Raw genomic sequence first — 18,673 nt, 5'->3', positions numbered from 1 at the left:
GATGGTTGATGGCGCAATGCAGCAGTCGTTGATGGATGTGCGGCCAAAATCGTCGTCCCGCCTGTCGGGCATACACGGGAAGGTGGTGATTGATTACATCGAGCAGCACCTGGGCGAACGCGTTGACATGGCCGCCGTGGCTGGCCTGCTGAACATTTCGGTCGGGCATTTCTACCGCAGCTTCAAGGCAACGTTCGGCGAACGGCCGGGGCAATACATCACGCGCCGGCGCATGGCCTACGCGCAATACCTGATGGTCACCACGGACATGCCGCTTGCCGACGTGGCGCTGGCATGCGGAATGTCGGACCAGTCGCATTTTTCCAACGTGTTCAAGAGGGTGGTTGGGCGACCGCCAAAGCGTTGGCGTTGCGAGCGAGATGGCACGCGACCGGTCCTCGCGTCCGCGCGATAACGTCATCACTTATGGCTGGTCCAGAATGTCGGCTTTGCGCAACCAGATGTAAAGGCTGCCGGCCTTGACAGACAGATCCCGTGCAACGGCGGCGACCGTTTCGCGGGCCTCGCGTACCCGCCGGACGGCTTCGGTCTTCACGTGGGTGGGGTATCGCCGTTTGGTACCGTGTTCCCGGGCCGGCTGCGGCGGCGGCCCACTCACGGGGCACCCGGACCAGGACCCGCTTCCCCGGTAGCGAGGGCCAGTCCGGCCGCTGAAGCGAATGCGTCGGCGCGCGCGTCTTCCTCGTCCGCCTCTGCCGCGGCCAGCGCGTTCCCTTCTGCCGAAAGCTCGTCGAAGGTGGCAAGTCCATGGCGGTACGCGCTGAGCGCCGCGTCGTGCGACACCGTCGCCGCCAGGCTCACCGCGTGCGCCGCTTCGACTTCGGCAAGCGCTGTCTCCAGCGTATGGAAGGCGGTTGTGACCTGCTTCTCGGCCTTCCGCCTGATGGCCTTCAGGCTGTCCTGTGCGGCATCCCGGACCGCCTCAGCGGCAAGACGTGACGAACGGCGCAGCCCACCGTCGTAAAGCGGCCAGCTGAACTGGACGATGAGCGCGCCGCCGGGGCGATGTACGGACGACCAGGGGCCACCATCCGAGCGCAACCGCCCATCGTTGAGGAAGGCCTGGCCAAGCAACGAGACGGTCGGACGGTCGTCGGCTTTGGCAGCGCGCACGCCCGCTTCGGCGGCCGCCAGCTTCCCCTGGGCTGCCAGCAGATCGGGCCGCCGCGCGAGGGCCGCATCGACGTACCGGGCCACGTCCGAGGCGGGCGGCAGCGGAAGGGTCGCCATGTCGTCCGGCGCCAGGGTAAGCGCCGTGTCCGACGGCAAGCCGATGTCGGCGAGGAGCGCGGATAGCGCGACCGTTCTGGCCGCGCCTGTCCTGACCAACGCGAGGCGGGCTTGTGCCACCTGCCGCTCAGCTCGGGCCACCTCTACCACGGTGGCCAGCTCGTGCGTTCGCCGTGCCGCGACCGCCTTCTGTTCGACGGTTGCCGTTTCCAGCCCCTTTTGCGCTGCCCGTTCCTTGCCCTGCGCTGCGCGCACCGCGTAGTAGTCGCGGGTGATGGTGAACACGAGTGTCTGGTGCGCGCCGGTGAAAGCTGCATTGGCGACGAAGAGGGTTGCATCCGCGCGGTCGCGGGCCGCATCGCGGCGCCCGAAATCGAACAGCAGCCACTTGACTGTCAGCGAAGGGATGAATTCCCGCGTGTCGGATACGAAATAGCCCTTGGGAACGACGGTGGCAGGGGCCGGCAGCGGGGTACGCTGCGCGCCTGCTAGCGCCTCGACGGCAAGCTGCGGAAGGTAGGCGCTGCGAGCAAGGCCGGCGCCAGCGGCAGCAGCCCTTGCCTCGTCCCACGCCTGGCGTGTCTCCGGGTTGATGCGCTGGGCCAGGTCGATCAATCCGGCGAGATCATATGGCGCGCGTGACACGTCGATCGCTGGGCCGTGGGCGATTGGCGCCGCCTCTGGCAGCGGCCAGGGCCGGGTGGGCGACGGTGGCGCCATCGGCGGTGGCGCGCACAGCGCAGTGGCTGGGATAAGCACGAGCAGCGAGCACATCAGGCTACGAGACACGGACTGGCCTCGCATCGAGCGTGGCAATAGCCGCCACAAGGTCGGCGGGGAACGCACCCGGGCGCGGCGCCGGGAACACATAGGTACCCATGCGATCATCTGCGTCACCCTCAAGCCACCCGAGTGCTGAACAAAGCCACTCGCGATCATCGCGTCTCACGGCCAGGTCCGGCACCGCCAGTGTCCACGCCGCGACCCGGGTGAGCGCGTGCAGGCGGTCTTGTTGTTGTGTTGGCGCAATCGTGTCGCGAGCTGGCTCAAACGATGCAATGACGGCCAGGCGTCCCATGTCTTCCAGGTCTACGCCTGTCCTGATGACATCTGCCGGATGCGCTGGCATGGCGCTGGCGACGACATGGCGAAGTCGACGAAGCAGGCGGGATGCAATGCGCTCAAGGTTACCTTGCGTGCTGACTGGCCAGAGTGTTGCAAACACGACACTCATGGAGATGTTCCCGAGCAGGATGCCCACCAGACGATCGCGCAGGACCGTCAGGTCATCCGTCGGGCCCGTGTCTTGAAGCACCCCAAGGAAGAAGGCGAATGCCGTCTGGAGCCCGGCATAGGCTACCAATGGGCCCGCCGTGGCTATCCAGGTACAACCCAGCGTCACGAGGAAGAAAAGGACGATGAAGCTGCCTATGTCGTCCATTACGGGGAACAGGAAGACGATGGTCACGCCAGCGATGAAACCTCCGACTGCTGCGCCAGAGAGGCGTAGCCCAAGCTTGTGGACGGTTTCCCCGGTACTCGCGAGCGCGACGAAAAAGCACGTAATAATAGACGTGCGCAGACCCGACCAGTCGAGCGCGGAATAAAGCACGTAGCACGTCATGGCCGCGAGGGTCGCCTTGAGTGCAAAACGGATGCCTCCCACGTGGTCGAACGACGTGCCTTCGTTCGCAGCGACCGACGTGGTAACGGGCGCGGGGTGGCGTAGCGATGAGCGGAGGGCCTCGGCGCGGGCAAGAAGGTGAGCGCCTGTGGAGTCTGGCATCCGCCGCGCCACCGTGGTGCACGTGGCAATGTTCCACGTCGTGCTCAGTCGCGTCCCGGCGTCTTCACCGAGCCGGGACGCCAGGGCGGCGAGCTCTCGCACGGAGATGTCCGCGCGCGCAGGCTCGATGGGCGGTGATCGAAGTGCTGCATCCAGGCCTTCCTCGAAAACCGCGCTCGCGGACCGGCCGAATACATATTCGACGAGAGGGACCAGCGCACATGCCACGCCCAGGATGAGCAGCAGCCACAGCAGGAGATGCGTCAGCGCTTCGGCATCCGGTATCTGGTCGACCAGTGTCTGCGTGACGACGAGAAGAAACCCGGCGAGGAAGACCACCGGTCCGATACGCTCCGTTCGCGAGGCGAACATGGCCAGGAACATCACCAGTGCCATGAGCGGAATGCGCAGCGCCGGCTCACCGATATCCAGCATGTAGAGCAGGAGGCTGGCCGCTATCGATACCAGACCGGCCACGAAGGCCCCGGCCGACTGGGTCGCTGACGTCGACATGTCACGCTGGGACGCCATGAGCACGACGTACGCGCCATAAGCGGGAAGCGGGACGCGAAAGACGAGGAAGGCCGTCGCGACCACGGTTGCGCAGGCGGTCATTCGTACCATGCGGCCCCATCGGTGGCCATCAATGCGGAGGTCTGCACGGGCCATCGCCAACCACGGCGTTCGTGTGTCAGTGGCCACCTTGCCTCCGAACGACAACGGTGACCGTGGCCCCCACGCGCATGAGCTCGGCGGGTGGGTGGTCCAGTTCGATTCGGACCGGATAGCGCTGGGCGATGACCACCCATTTCAGGGAGCGCTCGACCGAGGGCAGCCCCGGACCATCGTTGGCTTCCCCGTGCACGCCATGGCCCAGGCTGATGACATGACCCGGCAGCGCGTGGGTCGTATCGCCGATGACCCACACCGAAGCCTCGTCGCCGGGTGCGATGCGGGGCAGGTCGGTTTCGCGGAAGTCGGCGATCGCGTACCAATGGCGCGAATCGATCAGCGTGAAGAGTGGGTGGCCGGCGGAGGCGAACGTACCCTCGGCGAGGGCCAGGCCGGTGACGATGCCGTCGAACGGCGCGCGGAGGGTGGTCAGCCGTAGGTCGCGTTCGGCCAGCTGCAGGGAGGAACGTGCACCATCGAGCTGGGCCTCCAGGCTTAGCGTGTCGCCAATGCCCGTGCGCGCCTGGTCGGATTGTTTGATGGCTGCGTCGAGCGCGGCCGCGGCGGAGCGCCGGTTGGCCTCCGCTTCATCCAACTTCTGGCGGGTGACAAAGCCTGGACCCACCAGCGGTGCCAGGCGTCGGACCGTCTCGTCGGCGAGCTGGAGTTGGGTGCGCGCGCGCGTGATGTTCGTGGCTGCCGCATCCGCCCCCGACCCTTGGGCCCTGACCTCGCGGGTGCCGACGCCCAGTTGCGCCTCGAGCGCAGCAACCTGCGCGCGCGCCTGGCGCACGCGGAGATCGAAGGGTTCAGGGTCGATCTGCGCAAGGGGCTCCCCCGCATGGACGCGTTGGTTTTCGCGGACAAAGAGCGTAGACAGCCGCCCCGTGACCTCTGGGGCGACCGCGGTGCTCTCGGCATAGAGCGAGGCGACGTGCGTGCGTGGCCGCGCCGCGAGCCGGCCGACAACGAGGCCAAAGAGCGCTACCGCCAGAACGACGGCGATGAGTGTAGCGACCCAACCGGCGCCGTGTCCTGCCTTCATGCGAGGCATGCGAGGTACGCGCTGAAGACGAAAATAGCCGCACACGCGGCGTAGAAAAGGACGGGGACGGGCAGGGCCTCATGCCACGATGTCAATGTACAAACCAGACGCACTGCCACGGCAAAGATGATGCCCAGAAGCACAAGCAGTAGCCAGGTGGGAAAGAAGGAGCCAAAAACCGAAATCGTGGGAGAAAACGTCATGGGAGACCTGCCGTGCGGTATCGGCAGGTTTTAAAGCGGAGGGAGCATGAATTCCATTGTGCAAACCCACAGCTCATCTGGCGGTTTGCACAGGCCCATGCTCAATCTCCCGGCGGGGCCGGGTTCCACCGCGCGGTGGGATCGCTCGCCTGGCGCAGCGAAAGGGCGACCTGCAGCCGGGCTAGCCACGCCGCGTCCGAAAGCGACGCGCCGAGGATTTCCTCGATGCGGGCGAGCCTGTAGTTCAGGGTGTTCGGATGGATATCCAGTTGCTGTGACGTTCGCTTACGATGCTGCCCCTCGTGAAGGAACGTCGACAGGGTCAGCAAAAGGTCTGGGTCGTGCGACAGCCGCTCGACCACCGCGTCGAGATACCGGAGCGCCGCCGGGGACCGCATCACACTTTCGTTGAGGACGATGTCTGCATACGAAAAGACCATCTGAGGCACTTCAGTGGACGCGGCACCCTGCAGTGCGCGGCATGCTTCCGCGAGGCTCTCCGCCCACCCGTGGGGACCGGCGTTTGCAAGGCCGATGCCGATACGCCGGATGCCGGGGAGCGCTTTTTGCAGCAGGAGCGCGCGCTGGCGCATGGACTTGTCTGCGGCAAGGACCGAATCGCCACGCAGCGCAGGCATCCAGATCACGAGCCGGTCCCGATACAGGGCGCGCACCATGGCATCGGCCGGCAGCGCCACTGCCCGCGACACCGCAAGCAGGAGTCTGTCGAGCTCCCCTTCAAGATGCGATGGAGGGGTGTCGGGGAGCATCATGTCGAGTGCAAGACAGGCGTAGGGCGCAGCCGCCTCGAGCCCCAGGGCCGTGGCTGCGTGCCGGAACGCCAACTCATCATCAGGAAAGCTCAGGATGACGTTGAGCAACTGATGGCGCAACGCGTCCCGCCATCGTGCACGCTGGAACTGCTCGTCGAGAAAGGCTGATGCAATGCGTTGGGCGAGGTCGTCGAAATAATCGAGCAGATAGACGGAAAAGGCGTCCAGCAGTGCATTGCGCTCTGACGGCTGGTCGGCCGTGTTGAGCAATTCGACCCAAAGCTCGCGGGACCCGAGCCTGCAGGCATGAAGGACCGCCCCGAGGCTCACGCCCTGGTGAACACGCCGCCTCGCGCAAGCGTCAACCGTGGCCCAGTCCGAGTCGGTCGGAGGCAATCCGTCGAGGACGGTTCGAAACCAGACGTGGGCCGAGAAATGCATGAATTCGCGCACATCCTGCTTGACGTGTGCGGGTAGCGCAGCATAGCCCGGCTCGGTCGCCTCAAGCCGTTCATTGAGCCGGGCGACGATGTGCGATGGGTCCCGGGCGAGCTGCTGTCCCAGGGCAACGAGGTGGCCGTGCAGTCGCGGAGTGGTCATGAAGGTCATTGTCCCTCATTGCGGCGAGCGTGTGCGGCTGGCGACCTCTCCGCGCACGGTGGAAGTCCACAATGAATACCGCGTTTTTGCCAATGGGGATTGTGCCGATGCGCTGTTACAACCGTGGATGGTCTGGCAGTGCAGCGGGGCGCGTGTGGATGAGGTGCGGTGCATCCCGTTACTGGATGCAAAGTTGAGGGTCGCGACGGAGCGCCTGGCGCAGGAGCAGGGGGCCATTGCGGATGCCGTCTACCGGGCGATCCTGGCGTCAAATGCCGCGTATGCGGGCTTGGCCGGACCACTCGCGGCCGAGGTCCACAGCAACATCCGTCGCACGGTCGCAATCTGGTTCAAGACGTTGCTCACCGGTAACGGGCCGAATGAGGACGACACACGTACCGTGGCTGCCAGCGGGCGCCAGCGCGCACAACAGGGTCTCCCGTTGTCGTCGGTCCTCGCTGCGGTGCGGGTCGGGTCACAGGCGCTCTGGCGTAGCACGCTGGCGGGGCTGGCCGATGACGCCGACCTGCGCGATGGGCTCCTGTATACGGTTTCTCCCTACCTGCTCGAGCACTTCGATGCCGTGGCGCAAACCATGAGTTCTGCGTATCTCGACGAGCAATACCGGCGCACCCGGGGCCAGGAAGCCCTGCGCCGTGAGTTGCTGGGTCTGGTGCTCGGCGCGCCGGGTGATACCGCTGCATTCCAGCGCGTATGCGAGGCGCTCGGTATCGACCCGACCATCCCGAGGGTTGCCCTTGTGATGGGCGTTGGGTTGCCCGATGTGTTTCCCTCCCGGACCGATGCCCTGCTGGGCCAGGTGGTCCTCGGGATCGCGCGGCAACTGAAGATGGCCAGCGACGAGCTCGTGTACATGATGCACAGGGATAAGCTGGTGGTCTGGGTCCCGACGCACCGGGGCGACTCCGTGCTTTCGACCGAGCGTCACTTGCTTGGCCTTGCGCAAGGCATCGTCAGGTCGGTTCCCGAGGTCACGTCGGTCGGCGTGGGACTGTCGAATGCGGGCGCCTCGGGCTGGGCCGATTCGGCCGACGAGGCATTCAAGGCACTGGATGCGGGCATGCGCAGTGGTGGCGACGGCGTCGTCTATCCTTACTCGGAGATTGCAGTGACCGATGGCGTGCTTCGTGCCCCGAACGTCCTGCGCTATCTCAACGCGTTGCTCGAGCGTCTCTCGCTGGAGCCTGAGCTCCTCACGACGCTGACCACCTACTTCGACCAGGCCCAGCACCGCCGGCTGACGGCGGCGGCACTGGGGATTCATCCGAATACACTCAACTACCGCCTGGATCGCGTCGAAAGCATGCTTGGTGCGCGGCTCGACGAGGCGGGTTGGATTGCCCGGCTCGATGTGGCGATGCGGTTGTTCCGGCATAGCCATATTCCCCCTGGGTGATGTGCAGCCTGCACTGTCGCTCCTCGCTTTGGCCTTCCTGCTCAATCGATGGCGTTCTTTCGAGGGATTGGTCCCATCGTCGGGCACGTGCTCAATCACCGGAAGGATCGCCGCCTCAAACGTCAAGGTGGCGGGCAGCGTTTAGCCACATCGGGCGGCACAGCGCGTGATTACCTTGGACTGGTCCGTCTCACGTCTCATCCAGCCGGAGGATGTTTGCTCCGATCGACGGGTCGACCGTGCGCACCAGACGTCGGTCCCCATGCCCAGCCACGACGACGGCAATCTCGACCGAGCCGGTCCCGACCTCAAGGGCGAGCAAGTGTCCCCCGTGGCTAGCGAATGCAGCATCACAAGCGACGCCATGCGCGTGGATGGAGGGGGCATCATCCTTCCAGGCGATGGTGCCGGTCATTGACGCAAGCTCGCACGCCTCGAACGTCGCCGGCTTGTATTGGCGGGCCGAGAAATCGAAAAAGCCAAACGTGACCGTGCGGACGAAACCGAATCCGGTGAAGGTGGCCGCACCGATATCGCAGTCCCGGGCCAGGCGCTCGAGATTGCCAAGGACATCATCGCCCTCGGTGAGGACCATCAGGTATCCGGTGGGTGTCGGGACGAAACGGGAAGGGGAGGTCATAACAGTGCTCCGGAGACGGTGTGTGCCGATGCCGGCCAGATGCCGGTTGAGCGTCGAGGATAGGAACACACGCGGAATAAATGGGACGTCAAGCGACAACGGGCGTGCGCCGTCGCGCGCATCCGGCCTTCCTAAGCCTGAGCGTAAAGCCAAACCATCCCAGTTGCGCGTTGGGTCGGTCTTGCCGTGGGTCACTCGTGCCTTGAAGGCAACGGCGCGCGGTCCACTATCGATGCCGCCAGTGCGTCCTTTCGCCAATGATCCACACCGGGCGTGGGCAGGTGTCGTGACGACAGACAGCATCGGCCGCGTTACAACGCTTAGCGGCGGATAGGTGGCGAGCTCATGCGGAAGCCGGTGGTGGTGGGGACATTCAAAAAGCCGCCCCGAGGGGCGGCCTTGTCGACGCAGCATCAGCATCAATTTCTAAACCACCTGACCGGCGGCAAATGGGCTCCGTCTGAATTCAACTTACCCTGGTCTGGGAGTTCGTCAAGGGACCGGCCGGGATCTTCTTTTGGATTGCTTGACAGACCGGGCAGGGAAGTTACGATCCGGGACACATTCCGGTACACCTGAAATTGGCCCGAGGCGTTGGCGGAGAGTGAGTCCGCCGAATCCCACTCTCTCCGCCAGAAATGCGAATAAGTCCATGAATCATGTGGATTTTATGGGAAGAAATTTCTCATCCCTATATTCGTTCCCACGAAGATATCCCTGCCAGCGAACGGCTACGGTCGATGGTGTGCTCAGGTCACGCGGTGCGTAGGCCGTACGCGGTGGCTCGGTCAGGGGCAGGTACTGGTCTGTCCGCGCGAGGGGCTCCTGCACATGCTTGCAAAGGATGAGCAGCGCGCGGAGGTCGGGTCGGCGGCGACTAGCCGGCCCCAAATTATCGTTCGATACGGCAGCATGCCTCCACGGACAACAGATACGAATTGGGGAGTTGCAAAATGCAGAAGACGAATTCCGACGAGAGCTTCGACCAGACGACACTGCCCGAAGACTCCGAACTGCACTATGTCGCCTTCTGCGACATTCTTGGTTTCTCGAGCATGGTTGCGTCCGACTTCGATAGGACTCTGGAGATCTATAAGGGCCTGGCTCGGTTGTTGGGTCAAGATATCTTCGCCTCGAGCGAGGTAAAGATCACCATGTACTCAGATTCCATCTTGATCGTCGGGAAGGAGCTTAGGCCGGTCCTAAAGGCTGTTCAAGGAATTTGGTTCTTTGCTCTCGCCTCTGACCTTATGCTGAGGGGCGGAATTGCGAAGGGACGATATTGGGAGCGTAAGCGCGGTAACGACCTGTTGGTGGTTAGTGATGCTTTAGTCCGAGCGGTGAAACTAGAAAGCATGGTTTCGATACCTGCCGTTATGCTGGCGGACGACATTGAGCTTGCCGATGAGCTTTGGTATCCGCAGTTGCTCGGCGATCCTGATGCGGTAGTAGTCACGCCTCTTTTGCATTTTAGGGACCGAAACATCGTCAACCCGTTCAATCGATATTGGCTGCTTTCAGCCGGCAACCGCGCCCAGAGCTTGATGGCATCGAATCCGGCTCATAAAGAAAAATACCTTTGGTTTCTAGCGCTCCATCAAGCCGTCACTGAGCGCCGTCAACTTGTCCCTAAGGGGCTGATAGACAGACTGGTTCGCGAGGGGGTTGTTGGCTTTGTTCCTCACAATCAGCTTGGTGACTAATAATAGTTGCGGCGAACATCCTGCAATGCACATTTTGCTGGCTTCAGAGGCTTCCGGCAGGTCGGTGCTCGCAGTCGCACGCTTATTGCCTACGCTCACACTCCTGCGGTCATCGGGTTTCTGTTCAAAACGGGCATCCGCATCGATGCCCTCGATGACGACGATGTCCCAGGCTAGGTATTGCCGAATTTGCATCAAGGGATCTGCGGCCGGAGGCTTCCCGTAGAATCAGATGACGTTGATGATGTGATGGGGGCTGGGGAGCCCCGGGGACAGGGGGATCACAGTGGGTATCTTGATTTTGCATCTGAGCGACATGCACCTCGACGACAAGGTGCCTGGACTGGAAGAGCGTGCCGCCAAGGTGACGAGCGCAGCGCTGTCGCCGTTGATGGACGTTGACGAGGTGCATATCGTCATCAGTGGTGACATCGCATCAACGGGGGCAGTCGGGGATTTCTCGGCCGCCGGCCGGTTTCTCGCGGCACTCGACAGCGCCATCCTTGATAGGACTGGCAGCAAGCCAGTGCATGTGCTGGCCGCCGGAAATCACGACTGTGATTTCTCGGCGAAGGATCAATCGGTCCGCGACGTGTTGCTCAAGAACATCGAAACAGCGCCGAATGCCATTACCGACGGTATTGCCGAGGGTGTCGCTTCGGTGCTCGGGAACTACCGCAGTTTCGCCCGGCAATGGACGTCCACCGGGAACGATCAGGGGCCGTGGTTGACCGTCCATGAGTTGCGCTCTGTCCGTTATGTCGTTCTGCACTCGGCCGTGACTTCCCGGCTCAAGGAGGTGGCAGGAAAGCTGCACATGCCGACGCCGGCGTTCGACTACGATGGCAGTCGCCGGACGGTGTTGGTCATGCACCACCCCCTCAACTGGCTCACACCGGAAAGTCACTGGCCATTGGCCCAGTGGGCCCCGTTGGCTGGCGACCTGTTCTTGATGGGCCATGAGCACATCAATACGGCTGAACGCGTGTCGAACCTGCACGAGGATGCAAGCATGGTGTATCTCCATGCGCATGTCTTCCACGATGCGAAGCATCCCGACGAGAGTGCGTTCCAGACCATTTATCTCGACCAGGAAACCGGATACCAGCCGAGGGCGTATGCCTGGCGCGGAGACCACTACGGACTCTGGGAGGAGCGTTCGAAGGCGGAGATGCTCATGTGGCCGGGCCGCGCGGCTGGCGCGCTGAGCCTATCGGCTGACGGCCTTGGGTTCCTGTCCAGTCCCGGTGCGAACTATACGCATCGTCGAGTCGAGAAGCTGAGGCTCCAAGACATCTACGTATGGCCTGACATCAAACCAGGCAGGCCCGAAAAGGACACTGGCCAGCTGCTCACGGACGCATTGGTCATCCCGGCGGCGTCCCTTGTCTCGGGTAAGCGGTCCCCGGTGGTCATCATTCGTGGCGGCGAGCGCCATGGAAAAACCTCCCTGGCGAAGATGATGATGCTTGGCATGCAGCGATCGGGTGTTCACCCAATTTATTTCTCGGCGACGCATGTCTCCAGCTGGCGCGAACGCGCGCTCGAAGAGCGGTTCGACGAGGCGGTGGATCTCTTCTACGGGAAGAAATCACGGGATGTCTATCGCCAGCTACCGCCCGCCTCTAGGGCGCTGGTCATCGACGATTTCGACCTGCCACAGCTCAAGACCGGGTTTGCCGAAGGGGTCCGCCTGCTGGCCCGCCAGTTCGGCACCATCTACCTCATGGTCGACGCTTACCCCGGCATGGAGGTTGCCCTCGAGGAATTCCTTGCAAGCGAGCACTTCAGCGACACCGAGCTGTTTGACCTGCTACCCAGCAAGGCATCCCACCGCATGGAACTCATCGAGCGCTGGATTGCCATTGGTGCCGAGCCCTTGCGCAACGATGACCCGCGCAAGATCGTGGCTGCTAAGCTGTGCAAGGTTGTCGATGAGACCCTTGGCCGCAACCTGCTTCCGGCGCTGCCGGTGTTCGTGCTCATCATCCTGCAGCGGGCAGAACTTGCCCAGGACCTTGATACCGTCGTCCAGAGCGGTTCGCATGGCTTCCTTTACGAGTCGATGATCCTCACTGCGCTCCAGAAAGTCTCGGCGTGCGATGTGGTGACATCCCAAGCATATCTCGTTGCGTTTGCTGCCCATCTCGATGCGCTCGGGCGCGAGCAGTTGAGCCAGGAGGAGTTCGAGCGCTTCCATGTCGCCCACTGCGAACGGTTCCACCTCGGCTTATCGCTGCGCACCATGCAGGCCCAGCTCGTGGCAGCGGACCTACTCGACGAAAGCGGGTCATGTGTCCGCTTCTGCTACGAGTTCCACTATTACTACTTCTTTGCAAGGCATCTGTCGCAAACGGACTGGGTGCGCCTCGAGCCCCGTATTGACGCGCTGGTCGCGTCCATCCACACAGAACGCTCTGCCAACGTTCTCCTGTTCCTCGCCCACATCCAGCGTGACGTCCGAATCGCCGAGAAGATATTGGTTCACGCGGAAGGCCTCTTTGCCGAAAAGCCCGAGGTGGACCTCTTTGATCGCAAGGGGCCGCTACCGGACCTCAGCCCGGGCAATGTCCGCCATGTCTTGTTGACGGGTAGCCGCACGCTTGAGCTGGAGTCCCATCACCAGGACGAAGTTGACGCCGACTGCGCCCAGCGCGACGTCTACGACGTGACTGAGCAACGCCTGCAGCAGCGTCTCAATGACGCCCTCGCCATGAATGGCGCGTTCAAGACGCTACAGGTCCTCGGCCAAGTGTTGCGCAACCATGCCGGTGAGATCGAGCGCGATGAGAAGGCACGCATGGCCGACACCTGCGTTGCCCTTGGCCTTCGCATCCTGTCGTTCCTGCACGAATTCATGGGTGAAAATGGCAACGAGATGCTCATCTTCCGTGCCATTCAGCTCAGGAAGGAAGACCCGGAGCTCACTGAGACCGACATCACTCGCATGCTCGAGACGTATCTTCCATCGTTTGTGTCGTCAACGACCGTGGGCACGCTCATCAAGATTGCCAATGCCGTTGGGTCCGAGACGCTTACCCGTACCCTGGATGACGTCCTCGGCGGGACTGACACGCGCCGTCTGCTCAGGCTCATTACAACCCTTGAGCATTTCTCGGACTTCCCCGCCGACAAGGTCTTGGAGTTCGAGAAAGACACCCTTCGGCATGCGCCACCACTGCCGCAGTCGGTGCTGCGCCGGTTCCTGCTGAGGCGCTTTTACCTCTTTCCGGTGCGAGAGGAGCTCAAACGGGCCGTTCTCGACCGCTTCCGTATCGAGTCACTTCCGTTCCAGGCGCTCGCGCAGCGGAGGATCGGACGTGGTTGAGGAGCTGGGGGCTGTTGGAGCGACCGGCGGCTCCCCCGCGGCAGAGGATACGGGCACCGAAATCGTCGGTGTCGGGCAATTGTCGACGGAGGAGTGGTGTGGAACGCGGGCGCCGGGTGTGCCTCAGACAACGACGAATGCAGCATTGACTGAGGTAAACACATGAAAATCGGCATCCGCACACCATCGTTGAAGAAATCCCTTGCGGCACTCATGGCGGTCAAGCGCATGATCCCCTATTCGCTTGCTGTCAATGCGCCACATGGGTGCGGCTGGCTCACCAATCCACGGAATGCGGCCTACAGCCGTTCGTATGCGCGGACCACGGTCAGTCTCTGGCCCCTCCTGCGGGCGCTATTCCGGTGAGGTCGCCGGCGAATGGACTGACGGGTGATAAGATGCCGGACCCCGAGATCTACTACGCCAACTATGCCGAATACTCAAAGACCTTCCGCGCGTGGATGGTCGCCTACGGCATCGGTGGCCCAGTGGTGTTTCTCACCAACGATAAAGTCGCCAAGGCCATCGGTGACTCCGGTCACGCCAGGGGCATTGTCTTTTTCTTTCTTGGCGGCGTGATTCTCCAGGTCGCCGGTGCCCTCATCAACAAGTGGGCCGCCTGGTACATGTACCGTGGCGTGGAAGATGAGGCGTTCAAGAGCAATTGCTGGTACAAAGTCTGGGCGTGGGTGAACAATCAAGCCTGGCTCGATGTGGCCATTGACGTTCTTGCCCTCTTGTCGTTTGCCTGCGGCACCTGGCTGTTGCTGGGGGTCTTTTCCAGCGCGCTCGACCCGCCCCCTCACTGATAACTTCTCCACTACGAAGTGTTCGTGGAAATGCTGAGCATGGAGTGCCTTACGACGCACGGCAAAGCGGCCAATGAGTCCTGATGTCTGACATCGCGCAGGAATGGCGGCATCGTAAGTACGAATGGTGGTCGGCGCAATCCAGTCGATTGGATCAAGGTCGGTATCCCTCAATTAAGGCAGGGCTGTTGGGTGGAGACGCGCTTTAAGCCGTGCGTTGCGGGTAGGCGTAGGCTGCGAGGTGGGGGCGTCGCTTTGCCAGCGGCACCTTATTCCAATCCGCTGGCAATCGTGCAAAGGCGCAAGTTCGCCTCCCCGGTGCGTTGCGTCAGGCCAATGCGCCGCGGCTACCGATGGTTGACTCACGAAGCCAGGGCATCTCAGGTGCAGTACGGCTAATAGGTAGCCTCGCTGGCGCCGTAGACAAGCATTGCGTCGATCTCGACGCCTGGCGAGGCATGTCACCGGAAGAGAGAATCGCCCATCACGTCTCAGAGGCTGATATGGCCCGCCCGCGGGACGGTTATGGTTGCGACACCTCATCGAGTCGCGCGCGTGCGAGGGATCCGATGACAATCGTTCAGTAGACTAGCCAGGCGCTTCGGCGGGGACCTCGAGCTTGATTCCAGACAACGTCAACTGCCTAGGGGACACCCAGTGAACCGCCCGATTCGCCCCATTGCCTGCTCCTGCGCATGGATGCTGGTGTCCCTGATGCCCGGCGCTACATTCGCCACTTGCCTGGATGCGCAGCCCTCCATAGCGAAGGAAGCCCACGACAGCTCCATGGTGGTGGTCGGAACCGCCACAGAAGAACATTTGGTCCCCGATCCTGACGATCCCGTGGGTTACATCTTCACGATCTACGTTGTCCAGGTGAACGAGGTACTCAAAGGGCCGGCGCCGAAGAGTTTGTGGCTCTATTCCGAGAATACGTCGGCGCGCTATCCCATGGACCTGGGTGTGCCCAATCTGCTGTTCATCATTAAGACGCCGACGGACGCCTTCGTGGACAACTGCGGAAATTCGGCGCCCATGAAAGAGGCGAAGGCAGCCTATGACGAAGTCAAACGAACACTATCGACCAGATCAGCCAAGACGGGCCACTAGAACGTTGGCGGGCGCGTTCAGATTGGGCCCTGAGGGGGAGTGTGACGAAGAGGGATGTATCGTCGCCCACTCGATTTGTTAAATGGTAGCGGCAGGAGTGTGATGTGGTAGCCACTCTGAATGCGATGAAAAAGGTCGTTCTCGCCGTTGTTGCGATCAGTTGTTCGACGGCTGTTGCTGCGGAAACCGAAGTTGATATCCGCTCCGTCAATCTAGCGAAGGATGCTTACGACGCGAAGGAGGTGACTGTTCAGGGCTATTTGGACATTGGTCCAGAGGCGATGTACGTCACCACTGTCAAAGGCTATCAGGGCGATTTTTGGCAGGCCGATTCCGGCTGCCTCAGCCTTCTGAATGTCGGAGATCTCGGCGACGAAAGGCTCGTAAAGAGTGGGGCGCTTGTCAAAGTCACTGGAATATTCAAGAAAAGTAACTACGCGTACGGCATCAGCTTCTCCGAGTGCGGACTTACCGGTCTCGACCTTGGCGGACAGCCCGCGGCGAATATCCATCCCGTGAAGTAGCTTGGGGTGGTGTAGTGCCATCAGAGACGACCTGTCGCTTACCGATCGTCCGTGGCTCGCAGATGCGTAAAGCACTCGTCGCGTGGGGTGTTGGCAACGCTTACCTGATTCGGCCTTCCAAGACGGCCGCCCGGGCTGCCGTCTGATCGAGCTGGCATTGGTTAGCGTCCAGCAGGCTGGCGGTGCCGCCGTCTTCGTCTGGCGCGCAGGCCTTGTCGCGTTGGGCAATCCAGGCCCGCTCTTCGTCACGCAGTGCCGTGCGCTGGTCGCTGTTGAGGCTCGTGCGCAGGTGCTGATACGCGGAGTTCAACCGCTTGTCCTGGAAATTATGCTCACTGCCGATGCAGTCATTGAGCGCCAGTGTCACGCCGTGGGCGGCTTTGACGCAGGTGTAATAGGCCGGCCGCAATGGTTTTTCGGCGACTGACGCTTCTTGCCCGTGTGCGGCAGCAATGGCTATGAAGAACAGTCCAGTGCCGGCAATCCAGTGGTTCATGTACACCTCTCCATTATTCCCCGGTGTTGTAATAGTCGTCTACGCGTGCGGTAGTCGCGACGCCCTTGAATGCGGGCATCGGCTCGATGGTCGAAACCTCCGCAACGTAATGCCCATCGCGCTTGGCGTAGAAGCCACAGGCCGAGAGGTTCGCTTGATCATCGACACTCGCATAGAGATGAAGACGACACACCGTCGAGTCCGTACGGGGGCGTGCCTTCCCAGTGTTCCTGGCGATGATCGTCTCGGTGTCCTCGGTCTCGATAGGCACATGAGTTCCATGGTCGTCGTAACAGACACGGACCCGAAGCAGCCGGGTGTTGACTCGGACGTCCTCGACCGCCGGAAAGTCTGCCGAACCGGGTACATCTATGCCGATCATGACGTGCCGTTTAGCATCCACATTGCCGCTATCGATGTCGAACGGGATAGTGACACTGTTCCCCACAGCATCGAGGGCGAAAGGGACTGTCACGGGAAACGCGCCCTTTACGGTGTGAGGCCTGAATATGCCGTGCACAGCCGCGCCAATGGAGATGGCAATGACGAATAGCAGGCCCACCTTGGTTTTGTTCCGCATATCTATGGATCCTTTTCCTAAGGATGGCCTACGACGAGCGCTGAGGAGCTGCGGGACGACCATCGTTAGTTTGCAGCGACAGAACACAGGCCGTGCCGTTCACGTCTGCACCATCCCGTGGCGTCAGCGTCAGCACCACATCGCCTCGGGTGAATTCGATGGCCCGGATGCCCGCGAGTTCCGAGGGGAGCTGCCGCTCGGACCAGCCGTGAGCCGCGAGCGTCCTTCGCACTTGGTCCAAGGGAAGGGCGCACACAGGGGCTGCGTTGGCTGCACGGTCGTCATGAGCAAACCAAAAGCGGAACCCCGGCTTCATCGTGGCCTCGCCTTCAGCGAACTGGACCCAATAGGTCCAGCCGTAGCCGATATCAGGGCTGTGGTAGGCGGCCCAGCCGCGATCGTTGTTGGGGTCTGGGTTCAGCGTAACGTCCATGGCTCGGCCGATCCCAGCTGGCGTGAAGGCGGCCGTCGACGACACGTCGGATAGGAAGGCCAGGACGCGTCCTCCGGCGTCGCGCGCATCAGGCAGAAGTGCCGGTGAAGTGGCAACGGCGTTGGCATGGCCCTCAACAGCGGAAGGGCGTGTGGGAGCGGTGCGAGCGCTGGTGGCCTGAGGGCCGGTCGGCTCGCTCGCCAGCGCGGCACACGCCAATAGAAGTGTTGCGGAAAGGCTAGCGATCCTGACAGTCGTGCGCAGCATTTGAATTCCTTCTCCGTGGGATCCGTATAGCAAGTTGTGTATTTGAAGCTCCCGAATGGACCCTGGGGGTTCCCCTTGTCAGCCATGACCTTCTGTTAGCCCTGCGATGTCACTGGGTGTGTCTTTGCCACCTTAGGCAAGCAGGGATAGAACGCATTGAGCGCCATCGCGAGCGCCGGGCAGCAGCGCCTGGTCGTGGGCGGCAGCGGTAATGGTTTGGTCGTGATCAACGTGGGAGCGTGCAGCGGCTGTCGAGGTGTGAGCGAGCGCGGGCGACGGGGTTGTCTCGTGAGCTGATATGGCACATGCCAGAAGTGAGGTCGAAACCAAGCTGATGAGGGCGAAGGCGGCGCGTATCATCGGTTTGGCGTCCATGGTTGCCTGTGCGTCTGAGGGTGGGTAAGGTCCGGATGGTCAGTCTAAGCCAGGGAGTGCGCAGTGAGCGATCTCACGGATCAGGACCTTTACGGTCCGACCGGCCCAGTGATGATGCGATGACATGAAGACGTTTGCACGCTCTATCGCCCTCGCTACGGTCACACTGATGTTTGGGGGCGCGGCTTGCTCGTCCCTCGCCACGGACACGCACATGTCTCTCGACCAACTGCCCGTCAGCATCGCTTACAGCCCGAGGACGCCAATAGGGGCCGACACCTACCCTCAAGAGCAAACCGCTTTCGTCCGGGGAGTCACTGCGCAAGCGAAAGCCAGGGGATATCAGGTGACGGGGCAGCGGGTATTCGTGTTCGTCGGGTACGTACCGAAAATCGGGCCGCAATGGATCGTGCTGCACGCCGAGCTCAACAATCGCCTTTCCGACACCTACCACGCTAAGGAAATTGCGAAGGAGGTTAGTGCGGAAGAGCCCGTGGCCTCGTCTTTCTGGCGCCTGTCCAATAGCCAGGTGATCGCCGTGGCGCAGTCGCAGACGATGCCCGATGGGAAGGCCCTCGTCGGTTACTTCTCTCTTAACAAGTAGGCGGCACGACCAACGCCTGACATCCACGCGGCGCGAGTGTGGCGTGGCGTCGGCCGA

19 protein-coding genes are annotated in these 18,673 nt (G+C 62.2%); 9 read left to right on the top strand and 10 right to left on the bottom strand.

The features are described 5' to 3' along the window. The first annotated feature begins 16 nt into the window (after window positions 1–16). A complete protein-coding gene (locus L2Y96_RS12280) occupies window positions 17–415 on the top strand; it encodes a helix-turn-helix transcriptional regulator (protein ID WP_247325987.1) in 399 nt (132 codons plus the stop codon). A gap of 9 nt (window positions 416–424) precedes the next feature. On the opposite strand, the gene L2Y96_RS12275 is transcribed toward L2Y96_RS12280, so the two are convergent. The 6 genes from L2Y96_RS12275 to L2Y96_RS12255 form a co-directional block, all read right to left on the bottom strand. After that, window positions 425–556 carry a transposase gene (locus L2Y96_RS12275; RefSeq protein ID WP_247325985.1) on the bottom strand — a complete coding sequence of 44 codons (132 nt, stop codon included), beginning with the start codon at window positions 554–556 and terminating at the stop codon, window positions 425–427. Window positions 557–615: 59 nt separating this feature from the next. Then, window positions 616–1,866: a TolC family protein gene (locus tag L2Y96_RS12270; protein WP_247325983.1), complete on the bottom strand. Its 1,251-nt coding sequence runs from the start codon at window positions 1,864–1,866 to the stop codon at window positions 616–618. A gap of 163 nt (window positions 1,867–2,029) precedes the next feature. Then, the gene (locus tag L2Y96_RS12265) at window positions 2,030–3,652 is read right to left on the bottom strand and encodes an FUSC family protein (RefSeq protein ID WP_247325981.1); all 1,623 of its coding nucleotides are present in this window, start codon (window positions 3,650–3,652) and stop codon (window positions 2,030–2,032) included. Window positions 3,653–3,728: 76 nt separating this feature from the next. Further along, window positions 3,729–4,754, bottom strand: a complete 1,026-nt coding sequence (locus tag L2Y96_RS12260) for an HlyD family efflux transporter periplasmic adaptor subunit (protein ID WP_247325979.1) — start codon at window positions 4,752–4,754, stop codon at window positions 3,729–3,731. Continuing rightward, the gene (locus L2Y96_RS23075; RefSeq protein ID WP_425492420.1) at window positions 4,751–4,957 is read right to left on the bottom strand and encodes a YtcA family lipoprotein; all 207 of its coding nucleotides are present in this window, start codon (window positions 4,955–4,957) and stop codon (window positions 4,751–4,753) included. Before L2Y96_RS23075 ends, L2Y96_RS12260 begins: the two co-directional genes overlap by 4 nt. 101 nt (window positions 4,958–5,058) lie before the next feature. Beyond that, the gene (locus L2Y96_RS12255) at window positions 5,059–6,339 is read right to left on the bottom strand and encodes a PucR family transcriptional regulator (RefSeq protein WP_247325977.1); all 1,281 of its coding nucleotides are present in this window, start codon (window positions 6,337–6,339) and stop codon (window positions 5,059–5,061) included. On the opposite strand from L2Y96_RS12255, the gene L2Y96_RS12250 reads away from it, so the two are divergent. Further along, a complete protein-coding gene (locus tag L2Y96_RS12250; protein WP_247325974.1) occupies window positions 6,329–7,747 on the top strand; it encodes a PucR family transcriptional regulator in 1,419 nt (472 codons plus the stop codon). The two genes, L2Y96_RS12255 and L2Y96_RS12250, sit on opposite strands and share 11 nt — an antisense overlap. A 190-nt stretch (window positions 7,748–7,937) precedes the next feature. On the opposite strand, the gene L2Y96_RS12245 is transcribed toward L2Y96_RS12250, so the two are convergent. Beyond that, entirely contained in the window at window positions 7,938–8,387 is a 450-nt protein-coding gene (locus L2Y96_RS12245) for a PPC domain-containing DNA-binding protein (RefSeq protein ID WP_247325972.1), read from the bottom strand. 953 nt (window positions 8,388–9,340) lie between these two features. Between L2Y96_RS12245 and L2Y96_RS12240 the strand changes: the two genes are divergently transcribed. The 6 genes from L2Y96_RS12240 (at window position 9,341) to L2Y96_RS12215 (ending at window position 15,861) form a co-directional block, all read left to right on the top strand. Beyond that, window positions 9,341–10,090, top strand: a complete 750-nt coding sequence (locus L2Y96_RS12240) for a hypothetical protein (protein ID WP_247325969.1) — start codon at window positions 9,341–9,343, stop codon at window positions 10,088–10,090. Between the two features lie 286 nt (window positions 10,091–10,376). Further along, window positions 10,377–13,418: a metallophosphoesterase family protein gene (locus L2Y96_RS12235; protein ID WP_247325966.1), complete on the top strand. Its 3,042-nt coding sequence runs from the start codon at window positions 10,377–10,379 to the stop codon at window positions 13,416–13,418. A gap of 162 nt (window positions 13,419–13,580) precedes the next feature. Continuing rightward, complete coding sequence (locus L2Y96_RS12230) at window positions 13,581–13,784, top strand: hypothetical protein (protein ID WP_247325964.1); 204 nt, start codon at window positions 13,581–13,583, stop codon at window positions 13,782–13,784. Between the two features lie 32 nt (window positions 13,785–13,816). Next, window positions 13,817–14,227, top strand: a complete 411-nt coding sequence (locus L2Y96_RS12225; RefSeq protein WP_247325962.1) for a hypothetical protein — start codon at window positions 13,817–13,819, stop codon at window positions 14,225–14,227. A gap of 657 nt (window positions 14,228–14,884) precedes the next feature. After that, a complete protein-coding gene (locus L2Y96_RS12220) occupies window positions 14,885–15,337 on the top strand; it encodes a hypothetical protein (RefSeq protein ID WP_247325960.1) in 453 nt (150 codons plus the stop codon). Between the two features lie 104 nt (window positions 15,338–15,441). Beyond that, window positions 15,442–15,861: a hypothetical protein gene (locus L2Y96_RS12215; RefSeq protein ID WP_247325958.1), complete on the top strand. Its 420-nt coding sequence runs from the start codon at window positions 15,442–15,444 to the stop codon at window positions 15,859–15,861. Window positions 15,862–15,961: 100 nt separating this feature from the next. Here L2Y96_RS12215 and L2Y96_RS12210 read toward each other — a convergent pair whose 3' ends face one another. From L2Y96_RS12210 to L2Y96_RS12200, 3 genes are read right to left on the bottom strand one after another with little or no spacing between them, the layout of a single operon-like run. Then, entirely contained in the window at window positions 15,962–16,357 is a 396-nt protein-coding gene (locus L2Y96_RS12210; RefSeq protein WP_247325956.1) for a lysozyme inhibitor LprI family protein, read from the bottom strand. 13 nt (window positions 16,358–16,370) lie between these two features. Beyond that, window positions 16,371–16,937: a hypothetical protein gene (locus L2Y96_RS12205; RefSeq protein ID WP_247325954.1), complete on the bottom strand. Its 567-nt coding sequence runs from the start codon at window positions 16,935–16,937 to the stop codon at window positions 16,371–16,373. Window positions 16,938–16,965: 28 nt separating this feature from the next. Further along, window positions 16,966–17,637, bottom strand: a complete 672-nt coding sequence (locus L2Y96_RS12200) for a hypothetical protein (protein WP_247325952.1) — start codon at window positions 17,635–17,637, stop codon at window positions 16,966–16,968. 589 nt (window positions 17,638–18,226) lie between these two features. On the opposite strand from L2Y96_RS12200, the gene L2Y96_RS12195 reads away from it, so the two are divergent. Further along, window positions 18,227–18,616, top strand: a complete 390-nt coding sequence (locus L2Y96_RS12195) for a hypothetical protein (protein WP_247325950.1) — start codon at window positions 18,227–18,229, stop codon at window positions 18,614–18,616. Window positions 18,617–18,673: the final 57 nt, after the last annotated feature.

This window comes from Luteibacter aegosomaticola, assembly GCF_023078475.1.
In the GTDB taxonomy this organism is placed as follows: Bacteria; Pseudomonadota; Gammaproteobacteria; order Xanthomonadales; family Rhodanobacteraceae; genus Luteibacter; species Luteibacter aegosomaticola.
Note: the sequence above shows the minus strand (reverse complement) of the source record. Positions and strands in the feature narration are given on the sequence as shown.